10 protein-coding genes are annotated in these 9349 nt (G+C 71.7%); 8 read left to right on the plus strand and 2 right to left on the minus strand.

Annotated features, from left to right (window positions below):
- Both dapD and ABD378_RS38645 read left to right on the plus strand, forming a co-directional pair.
- Positions 1-873: 2,3,4,5-tetrahydropyridine-2,6-dicarboxylate N-succinyltransferase (gene dapD, locus ABD378_RS38640; protein WP_344529128.1), on the plus strand; the 873-nt coding region annotated here is incomplete at its 5' end.
- Positions 874-976: 103 nt separating this feature from the next.
- Positions 977-1585 carry a hypothetical protein gene (locus ABD378_RS38645; RefSeq protein ID WP_344529130.1) on the plus strand — a complete coding sequence of 203 codons (609 nt, stop codon included), beginning with the start codon at positions 977-979 and terminating at the stop codon, positions 1583-1585.
- 56 nt (positions 1586-1641) lie between these two features.
- On the opposite strand, the gene dapA is transcribed toward ABD378_RS38645, so the two are convergent.
- Positions 1642-2568, minus strand: a complete 927-nt coding sequence (gene dapA, locus ABD378_RS38650) for a 4-hydroxy-tetrahydrodipicolinate synthase (RefSeq protein WP_344529132.1) — start codon at positions 2566-2568, stop codon at positions 1642-1644.
- Positions 2569-2753: 185 nt separating this feature from the next.
- Between dapA and ABD378_RS38655 the strand changes: the two genes are divergently transcribed.
- From ABD378_RS38655 to ABD378_RS38680, 6 genes are all read left to right on the plus strand, one after another.
- A complete protein-coding gene (locus tag ABD378_RS38655; protein ID WP_344529134.1) occupies positions 2754-2918 on the plus strand; it encodes a hypothetical protein in 165 nt (54 codons plus the stop codon).
- Positions 2915-3607: a hypothetical protein gene (locus tag ABD378_RS38660; RefSeq protein ID WP_344529136.1), complete on the plus strand. Its 693-nt coding sequence runs from the start codon at positions 2915-2917 to the stop codon at positions 3605-3607. The genes ABD378_RS38655 and ABD378_RS38660 overlap by 4 nt, the downstream gene beginning before the upstream one ends.
- A 97-nt stretch (positions 3608-3704) precedes the next feature.
- Positions 3705-4493 carry an SGNH/GDSL hydrolase family protein gene (locus ABD378_RS38665; RefSeq protein ID WP_344529138.1) on the plus strand — a complete coding sequence of 263 codons (789 nt, stop codon included), beginning with the start codon at positions 3705-3707 and terminating at the stop codon, positions 4491-4493.
- A gap of 78 nt (positions 4494-4571) precedes the next feature.
- Positions 4572-5132 carry a hypothetical protein gene (locus ABD378_RS38670; RefSeq protein WP_344529140.1) on the plus strand — a complete coding sequence of 187 codons (561 nt, stop codon included), beginning with the start codon at positions 4572-4574 and terminating at the stop codon, positions 5130-5132.
- A 144-nt stretch (positions 5133-5276) separates the two neighbouring features.
- Positions 5277-5873: an ArsR/SmtB family transcription factor gene (locus ABD378_RS38675; RefSeq protein WP_344529142.1), complete on the plus strand. Its 597-nt coding sequence runs from the start codon at positions 5277-5279 to the stop codon at positions 5871-5873.
- A 349-nt stretch (positions 5874-6222) separates the two neighbouring features.
- The gene (locus ABD378_RS38680; RefSeq protein WP_344529144.1) at positions 6223-6987 is read left to right on the plus strand and encodes an SRPBCC family protein; all 765 of its coding nucleotides are present in this window, start codon (positions 6223-6225) and stop codon (positions 6985-6987) included.
- Positions 6988-7017: 30 nt separating this feature from the next.
- Here the strand turns inward: ABD378_RS38680 and ABD378_RS38685 are convergent, their stop codons facing one another.
- Positions 7018-8889, minus strand: coding sequence for an endonuclease/exonuclease/phosphatase family protein (locus ABD378_RS38685; RefSeq protein ID WP_344529146.1), 1872 nt, complete (start codon positions 8887-8889; stop codon positions 7018-7020).
- Between the last annotated feature and the right edge of the window lie 460 nt (positions 8890-9349).

The raw sequence follows: 9349 nt of genomic DNA on the forward strand, positions 1-9349 counted from the left end.
GCGGGCCCCGCCGGCAGCGAGCGGCTGACCGCCGAGCGCGCCGTCGAGCTGCTCGGCGAGGGCGCCGCCAAGGCCATCGGCCCGGACGCCCGCCGCGGCGTGGAGATCATCGCCGTACGTACGGTCATCGCCTCCCTCGACGACAAGCCGCTGGACGCCCACGACGTCTACCTGCGTCTGCACCTGCTCAGCCACCGCCTGGTCAAGCCGCACGGCGTGAACCTGGACGGCCAGTTCGCCTTCCTCGCCAACGTCGCCTGGACCTCGCTGGGCCCGGTCGCCGTCGACGACGTCGAGAAGGTCCGGCTCAACGCCCGCGCCGAGGGCCTGCACCTCTCGGTGACGTCCGTCGACAAGTTCCCGCGGATGACGGACTACGTCGCGCCGAAGGGCGTCCGCATCGCCGACGCCGACCGCGTGCGTCTCGGCGCGCACCTCACCGAGGGCACGACCGTCATGCACGAGGGCTTCGTGAACTTCAACGCGGGCACGCTCGGCACCTCCATGGTCGAGGGCCGCATCTCCGCCGGTGTCGTCGTCGGTGACGGCTCCGACATCGGCGGCGGCGCCTCCACGATGGGCACCCTCTCCGGCGGCGGCAACGTCCGCATCGTCATCGGCGAGCGCTGCCTGATCGGCGCCGAGGCGGGCGTCGGCATCGCGCTGGGCGACGAGTGCGTCGTCGAGGCCGGTCTCTACGTCACCGCCGGGTCCCGGGTGACCATGCCCGACGGGCAGATCGTCAAGGCCCGCGAGCTCTCCGGCGCCTCGAACATCCTCTTCCGCCGCAACTCGGTCACCGGCGCCGTCGAGGCCCGCCCGAACAACGCGGTGTGGGGCGGCCTGAACGACGTGCTGCACAGCCACAACTGAGCATCACCGACCCACAGAGCGCCCTCCGGTCACCCGGAGGGCGCTCTTGCGTAAGCTGCCCTCCCATGCGTGCGTATGCCGCGTGGGACGACAGGAGAGCGACATGCACCGAGCGGGTATCCGGGCCCTGGCCCTGAGTGGAGTGGCGGTGCTCGCGCTGGTGGCCGGGTGCGGTCAGGGCGCGGGGCAGGCCGAGGACGTCGGCCAGGGGGCGGCGCAGGGGGCGAGCCGGATCTCGACCGGCGACCACCGCTACCCGCTGGAGAAGAGCGACATCCACTGGAGCGGCAGCCCGAGCCCGTTCAACGCACAGGTCAAGCTCCCCGACGGGCGTCGCGTGGCGATGCACTACATGAAGGGCAAGGGGCTCCTCGTGCAGGACTACAGCCCCAAGGCCAAGGGCTGGTCCAAGTCGGCCCTCGTCCACAAGACGAAGACCGACGCCTGCCAGGGGATCACGCTCAAGGCCAAGGACGGCACCGTCGCGGCCTTCGGGGACTTCGGTGTGTACTGCGCCGACGGTGAGCCGCCGACCGAGTCGGTCGCCGCGGTCGCCACGGGCCCGCTGACGAAGTGGGCCACGCACCTCACGAAGGACTTCGACGGCTGGGAGAAGATCGCCGTCGCCACCGGCGGGAAGAAGGCCACGTTCAGCGGGGGCAGCGACAAGCTCCTGTGGACCAAGGCCGGGGGCTTCCCCGCCGCGGGCTGAAATCCCGTATGCCATGGCGTACGGGACGCGGCCCTGGCCGGGGCGTTCCGGGACCGTCAGCAGATGTCCGCCCCGGTCGGCGACAAGCGGCTCATCGCTTCGTACGCGGCCAGCAGCCCGTCGGTCGCCTCGCGGCCGGCGGGCCGCAGCGGTGCCCGGACGGGGCCGCCCGGCAGGCCGAGCGCGCCGAGCAGAGCCTTGGCGGTGACCGTGCCGGGAAGACCTGAGCCCATCATCAACTCGATGAGTTCCATGGCCTGTTGCTGGAGCAGCCTGGCCCCGGCCGTGTCGCCCGCGTCGAACGCGTCGATGACCGCCCTGAGTTGACGCGGCACGACGTTGGCGACCGTACTGATGTATCCGGCGCCGCTCACCGCGTACTGCGCCAGGATGTACTCGTCGCAGCCGGTGTAGTACGCCAAGTCGGTACGGGACAGGACCTTCTGGGTGCCCATCAGGTCGTACGCGCAGTCCTTCACGGCGACGATCCGCGGATGCTCCGCGAGCCGCAGCATCGTCTCCGGCTCGATGCGGGTCCCGGTGCGCCCCGGGATGTCGTACAGGGCGATCGGGAGCCCCGACGCGTCGGCGACCTCAAGGAAGTGCGCCTCGACGGCGTCCTGCGGCGGCCTGCTGTAGTAGGGCGTGACCACCAACAGGCCGTCCGCGCCCGCCTTTTCGGCCTGCAGCGCCGTCTCGACGGTGTGCCGGGTGGCGAAGCTGCCGACGCCCGCGACGATCGCGGCCCGGTCGCCGACCGCCTCGGCGACGGCGCGCACGAGCGCGGCCTTCTCGCTGTCGGACGTGGTGGGGGACTCACCGGTGGTGCCGGAGAGCACGAGCCCGTCGCATCCCTCGGCCACCAGGCGTTCGGCGAGCACCTGCGCGCCGTCGAGGTCGAGCAGACCGTCGTCCGTGAAGGGCGTGACCATCGCGCAGAGGGCGCGACCGAAGGGGGGAGGCGCTGATGAGGGAGAGGTCATAGAGGCAGTGTCGGCACAAGGACGCTGAAGCTCCACTTAATTCTGCTACGAGATATGCGACAGGATCGCTACGAGGTCGCCGCGAGGAAGCCGGTCCCTAGTGCCAACTCGCCCCCGTATGGGTCACCATGGGGCCTGACGGTAGTCGACGGACGGCCGCAGGGCCGTCGGCCACAGGAGGCGTCATGAGGCTGGGCAAAGCACTCGCCACCGGGATCGCCGAGGAAGCGCCGCAGGAGCAGCCGCGGCAGGAAGCCGTGGAACGCGCGGCGGCGGAGCCCGAACCGGCACCCGCGGCCGAGGAGCCTGCGGCCGAGGCCCCGGTGGCCGAGGTCCCCGCGATCCGATGAGGCTGCGGCTCCCCGCGGAACGCCCGAAGGAGCCGCCGACCGGATACAAGATCGCCCGCCTTGCGCTGTCCCAGGACGGCGCAAGGGCCGGGTTCACCGGCATCTCCCTGGGCGCGGCCCTGCCCTACGGCACGCTCGACGCGGCCCACTGCGTCTACGGCCGACGCCACACGGCCCCGCACCGCCGCTGCGACTGCGGCTTCCACTGCGTCCACGAACGCGCCGCGGCCCAGGCGCTCCTGTGCACCGCCGAGCACCGCGGGGCGGCGCTGCTGGAGGTGACGGTGCTCGGCGCGTACATCCGCTTCGAGCGCGGCTTCCGGTACGCGCGCCAGCGGGTGCGCACGGTGACCGTGCGGCCGTGCGGCTGCGGCGCGCGGGCCTCGGTCCTCGTGGACGCCGGGTGGGGCAGGCCGGGGTGGCGGGTGGTCGAGGGGGCGTGCGGCGCCTGCGCGGGCAGACGTATGTCGCTGCGGCTCGCGGAGTTCGCCCGCCGCGCAGGGGAGGGCCTCACGGTCACCGCAGCGCACCCCGAGTCCGTACCGGGGTCGCCTGCCGAGGCCATGGGGGTGCCGGAGCTGGTCGCGGAGGCGGCGCTGCTACAGGCTCGACTCGACTTGTTCCAGGGGGAGTTGGCGCGTCTGGCGGGAGAAGGGCCGGGGGAAGGGACGGGGAAAGGGGGAGGCTAGTCGCACACAGTCGTCCCTCGTCCAGCGATGGGCCGGAGTCTGGCGCGCGGGTCACCACCGCGTTGACGTGCCCTGACTCCAGGGGGAGGCTCTGGCCATGACGACGCATGCGTACGCGCGCTATGTCGCGATCGGCGACAGCCAGACGGAAGGGGTCGGAGACGGCGACGACGTCCACGGGCACCGCGGCTGGGCCGACCGGCTCGCCGAGATCCTGGCCGAGGGGAACCCGGAGTTCGGATACGCGAACCTCGCGGTACGGGGCAGGCTGACGGCGGGCATCAAGGCGGAGCAACTGGCCCCGGCCCTGGCGCTGCGCCCCGACCTGGTCACGGTGATGGCTGGCATGAACGACCTGGTGCGCCCCGGCTTCGACGCGGCCCAAGTGGCCCGCGACATCGAGGACATGTTCACCGAGCTGACCGCGGCGGGCGCGCGCGTGGCCACGGTGACGTTCCCGGACCTCGGGCGGATCTCGCCGCTCGCACGCAGGGCACTGCCCCGCGTCCTCGACCTGAACGCCCGCATCCGCGCGGCGGCGGACCGCCACGGCGTCGTCGTCCTGGACACGTTCCCGCACAGGGTCACCACGGACCCCCGCCTGTGGAGCGCCGACCGCCTGCACGCGAGCCCGCTGGGCCATGCCCGCATCGCCGCCGGCATGGCGGACGCGCTGGGCATCCCCGGCCACGAGGACTGGGTACGGCCGCTGCTGCCCCCGCCGCCTCCGGTGTCCACGCTGCGCACGGTGGCGGCGGAGGCGGCATGGTTCGCGGGGTTCATGGGCCCGTGGGTGTGGCGACGCGTAAGGGGACGCTCTTCGGGCGACGGGCGCGAGGCGAAGCGGCCGGATCTCGCTCCGGTGGCCTCGCCCGAACGGGCTTGACCTCAAGCGAGCTTGAGGAAGCAGTGTGTGCGTGACGGGCGCAGCGCCACCCGCACACACTGACCGAAGGAGCAGGCCATGAAGACACGCACGGACGCCACCACCCTCCCCGACCCGGCCCGCGCGGACGGCGGACTCGTCTTCCTCAGTACGTGGAGCACGGGCACCCCGGAGCGGCAGCGGGCGACGGCCGAAGCGATCGCCGAGGCCTGGGAGAGCCGCCCGTGGCCGCACGATGGCCTGCTCTCGTACACCGTGTACGCCGGTGCGGACGGCTCGACGCTTGCGCACCGCTCGCACTGGCGGGACGACGAGGCGTATCAGGACTTCTTCGCCCACGGCAGGGACGAGCGGAACTCCGACATCGACAAGGCCGTGCCGGGCATCGAACGGCTTGGGCTGCACAAGACGCGGTTGCGGGACGGGGTGGCGCGGGCGGCAGGTGACGGCCGGGTGGCCGGGGCGATTGTGATCACCGAGGGCGACGCCGGGCCGGCGGCGCCGGGCCTGATCTCCGTCCACTTCCACGTGACGACGGACGGCGGGCGGGTGATCCGCTACGAGGAGTGGGAGAGCGGGGAGGGGCTGCCGGAGGAGGGCAGGTACAGCTTGGCGTACGGCTTCCAGCCGGAGCGCTGAGCGCTAGGCCTGAGCGGCGACGGGGTGCCGTCACCCCCGTCGCCGCCCGCCACCACCACCGCACACTCCGGCCTCTGTGTCCCCCATACCCCCGACAACAACATTCCCCTGGACGAAAATAATTGTCGGTGGGACGGTGGAGTCATGTTGGACGTCACCGTGATCGAGGACCCGGCGGCCGCCGCCGCGTCGCTCGACCCCATCAGGGCAAGGCTCCTTGCCGAGCTGGCTCAGGGACCCGCCTCGGCCGCGATGCTCGCGGGCCGGGTCGGGCTGCCCCGGCAGAAGGTCAACTACCACCTCAAGGCGCTGGAGCGGCACGGGCTCGTCGTGCTGGCGGGGGAGCGGCGCAAGGGGAACGTGACCGAGCGGTTGATGCGGGCATCGGCCGCGTCGTACGTCATCTCACCGACCGCCCTCGGCGCGGTCCAGCCCGATCCCGGGCGGGCCCGGGACCAGCTCTCCGCGCGGTGGCTCCTGGCGGTGGCCGCGCGGCTGGTCCGGGACGTGGGGGCGTTGATCACGGGGGCGGAGAAGGCGCGGCAGGGGCTGGCCACGTACGCCTTGGACGGGGAGGTCCGCTTTGCCTCGGCGGCGGATCGGGCGGCGTTCGTGGCGGAGTTGACCGACGGGGTCGGGGCCTTGATCCACAAGTACGGGGCCGGGGGCGAGGGGGGTCGCGACCACCGGGTGGTGGTCGCGCTCCACCCTTCGCCTGTGCCTCCGGCGGTGGAGCCGTGAAGGTCCCCTGCGGGGGGCTGGGGGGACAGACCTTTCCCGCCCACCCGCCCGTTCACCCCGCATCCGACCCTGGACGAACGAGCTTTCCCGCCCACCCGCCCGATTGCCCCGCAGCGCGCTCGATTGCCGGAAGGGACAGGGACGGCGGCTCGCAGTCGGCAGCGAGGCGCGAGGGGACGTGCCGGTATGTCTGCCCGGAGCACGGTTCGCGGCGCTCCGGGGCCGAAGTAGCCCTGCGGCCACCGGACGATAGCGAGGACGGACATACCGGCACGGCCCCGCCCCACAGACGAACAAGCACCGCACCCGCACCCGCACCCGCACCCACCCGAACCCCCAAGGAGTCGCCATGGCCACCGGCAAGGAGTTTGAGATCGAGCGGGAGTTTGAGGTCGATGCCTCTCCTGCCGAGGTCTGGGACGCGTTCACCACCGGCACCGGCGGCTGGCTGTGGCCCATGGCGGAGTACGAACCCCGCGAAGGCGGCGCCGCCCCCTTCGGCGGCACCGTCACCCGCTGGGAGCCCCCGCACCGCCTCACCGACCGCGTCGACGACCCCGAAGGCCTCCCACCGGGCCAGACCCTCAACCAGCTGGACCGCACCATCGAGCCCCGCGACGGCGGCCGCCGCTCATGGGTCCGCTACGTACACAGCGGCATCCTCACCGACGACTGGAACAACCAGTACGACGGGGCCAGCAGGCACACCGACTTCTACCTGCACACCCTGCGCCAGTACCTGACGTACTTCACGGGCCTCCCCGTCACCTTCACCAGCCTCGACGCCCCGGCCCCAGCCCCAGCCCCGCCCCCGGCCCCCGCCGCCGCCCCAGACGCCTTCGTCAGACTGGGCCGCCGCCTAGGCCTCCCCGACGACGCGTCGGAAGGCGCCCGCGTACGCGTGGACGCCCCCGGCGAACCCCTGGACGCGATGGTCGACTTCCGCAGCCGGCACTTCATCGGCCTGCGCACGGACACCGCCCTCTACCGCTTCTTCGGCCGCAACCACTTCGGCGCCCCGGTGAGCATCAGCATCCACGACTTCGCACCGCAGGCGGACGCCAAGGGCACCGAAATGGCTTGGCGGGACTGGCTGCTCAGGCTCTACGCGTAACGAGCGGGAAGCCAGAACAGCGAGGCCGCCCTACGGCCGGAACCGCAGCACCTGCGGATCATGATCACTGTTCTGCTCCGCGAACTCCGCGTTGATGTGCACGCTGTCGTACGCGAACCCGCTTCCCACCCCCGGACTCGTCAGAATCTGGTCCAGGACCTGCGAGTTCCCCTGGTACACGTACGAGTAACGCTCCGACCGGGGAAGGGACTTGACGGCAGACTTCAGCGCGCCCCCAGCCTCGAGCGCGGCAGTCGTCGCCGAGAACTCGAAGTCGTTCACGTCCCCCACGACCACCACATCCGCCCCCTTCTGCACCTTCCGCACATCCCGCACGAAGGAATTCACCGCCTGGGCCTGCCGCAGCCTCTTCGCCTCCGACGACCGCACCGGAGGCTGGTGCCGCGACGTCAGACCCTCGTCGCCGCCCTTCGACCCGAAGTGGTTGGCGACCACGAAGACACTCCGCCCCCGGAAGCTGAACTCACCGGCCAGCGGCTTGCGGCTGTCCGCCCACGCGGTGTTCGCGGGGTCGATACGACCGGGGGAGAGGGTCAGCGCGGCGCGTCCGCCGGAGGAACGTACGACACCCGTGCCCGTCGTCGCGTCACCGGCGCCCCGGTCCGTGAAGGAGACCCGCTCGGGGTTGAAGAGGAACACCTGGCGGATGTTGCCGCCCGGCTCCCCGCCGTCCTTGTTGTTCTGCGGGGCGATGGATCGCCACTCGTACCGGGGTCCACCGGCTGCGACGATCGCGTCCGCGAACTTCTTCAGGGTCGCCTCCGCCGAGACGGTCCCGTCGTTCTTCGCGCCGTTGTCGTCCTGGATCTCCTCCAGGGCGAGGATGTCGGGCGATGCCAGGTTCGAGACGACAGCCCCCGCCAGCGCGTCGAACTTCGTCTGCGGGTCACCGGGGTCGAGGTTCTCGACGTTGTACGTCGCGACGGCGAGCTCGCCCTTGGTCTGCCGCCGCGTCTTCTCCCGTACGAGACCCTTGTCCTTGACTTCGCCGAGCGTCCGCGCCACCAGGGTGTATCCACCGAACTGGTTGAAGTCCAGGGGACCTTCGGCGCCGCCGGACAGCGCGTCGCCGACGTTCGCCTTAGGGAAGGGCCGCTCGGAGATCGGAGCCAGCTGCTGGACCTGCAGGCGCCCGGTGTTCTGGTCGTCGTAGGACCCGTACACCGTGCCGCCGCGCCGGTCCGGGTTCTCGTGCGGCTTCACGGTGATCCACAGCTCCGAGTACGGATCCGTGGCGCCGACCACGCGCGAGGTGCCGACGCGTACGTTCATGCCCTCCAGGGACTCGTAGAGGTCGAGGGCGTACGAGCGGGGCTTCAGCGGGAGTGCGTTGATGCTGCCGCCGTCTCCGGGGTCGCCGTCGGGCGCGTACGCGGAAGGCACCGCCTTGGCGTTCACCGTGACCGGCGCGGGCAGCGCGTTGCCGGACGACTGGACCGTCACCGTCGGCTTGGTGAGCTGGGTCAGGGACTGGTTGCCGGACGACTCGCCGCCGGGAACGTACTCGCCGACAGTCCCCGAGACACGGACCGCGTCACCGGCCTTCACGGTCAGGGCGGCAGAGCCGGTGTAGACGAAGACGCCCTCGCTGGTCGCGGGGTCGGCGTCGGCCTTCGGGTCCTGGATCCAAAAGCCCTTCGAGCCGTACGAGCGGACGCCGGTCACGATGCCCGTCACGTCCGTGACCTGCTGCCCGGCGAGGGGCGAGAGGCGGGTGGTGCCCTGGATGTCGTGGACGCGGACCTCGGCGGCGGACGCGGACGAGGAACTCGCGGCGAGCAGACCGGCCGCCAGGGCGGTCGCCACGACGGTGGCGACGGCGGCGGATCTCACGGTGGGCCGGGTGGCACGGGACCGGGTGGCACGGGATATGAGCGGCATGGAGTGACTCCGGATGAGGGTGAGGTCGTATGGAGCGGGTGAGAGCCAGGGCGAGCCGGTGAGAGCGGGTGAAAGCCAGAGGGAGGACCGGCGGGCGCCCAGCGCTCTACGCGCGTCAATCTCTTGTGTGGCCAGGGGAGTTGTCAAGGTTCGGCGGGTGTTCTCACCGTGTATGTCTTCTGACAGGGACATGAACCGGGCGGCATGGGGCCAAATCCGTCTAGGCTTCAGCCCCAGCAGACCTTTCCCCGGGCACTCGACCTCGCTCGAGCAGGGGACGCCCCATCCTTCGGAGGAGAATCAGCCGATGTCCGTAAGCCCCGCCACCCTGCCGCCGGTGCTGCTGCACTCCGAAGCGCCGTTCGCGCGGGCCGCGCTCGCCGCGCCGCTGCTCACCGGCGCCGCGCGGCTCGCCCGCTGGGCGGGGCCCGAGACGCGCGTCGGCGCGGGCGGTGAGCTC

It is taken from the genome of Streptomyces rectiviolaceus (assembly GCF_039533825.1).
Classification (GTDB): Bacteria; Actinomycetota; Actinomycetes; order Streptomycetales; family Streptomycetaceae; genus Streptomyces; species Streptomyces rectiviolaceus.

Excerpts from the sequence above, each read along its gene's own strand:
- ABD378_RS38675 (WP_344529142.1), top strand. The coding sequence starts at position 5,277 with ATGTTGGACGTCACCGTGATCGAGGACCCGGCGGCCGCCGCCGCGTCG.
- ABD378_RS38665 (WP_344529138.1), top strand. The coding sequence starts at position 3,705 with ATGACGACGCATGCGTACGCGCGCTATGTCGCGATCGGCGACAGCCAG.
- ABD378_RS38680 (WP_344529144.1), top strand. The coding sequence starts at position 6,223 with ATGGCCACCGGCAAGGAGTTTGAGATCGAGCGGGAGTTTGAGGTCGAT.
- dapA (WP_344529132.1), bottom strand. The coding sequence starts at position 2,568 with ATGACCTCTCCCTCATCAGCGCCTCCCCCCTTCGGTCGCGCCCTCTGC.
- ABD378_RS38685 (WP_344529146.1), bottom strand. The coding sequence starts at position 8,889 with ATGCCGCTCATATCCCGTGCCACCCGGTCCCGTGCCACCCGGCCCACC.
- ABD378_RS38655 (WP_344529134.1), top strand. The coding sequence starts at position 2,754 with ATGAGGCTGGGCAAAGCACTCGCCACCGGGATCGCCGAGGAAGCGCCG.
- ABD378_RS38670 (WP_344529140.1), top strand. The coding sequence starts at position 4,572 with ATGAAGACACGCACGGACGCCACCACCCTCCCCGACCCGGCCCGCGCG.
- ABD378_RS38660 (WP_344529136.1), top strand. The coding sequence starts at position 2,915 with ATGAGGCTGCGGCTCCCCGCGGAACGCCCGAAGGAGCCGCCGACCGGA.
- ABD378_RS38645 (WP_344529130.1), top strand. The coding sequence starts at position 977 with ATGCACCGAGCGGGTATCCGGGCCCTGGCCCTGAGTGGAGTGGCGGTG.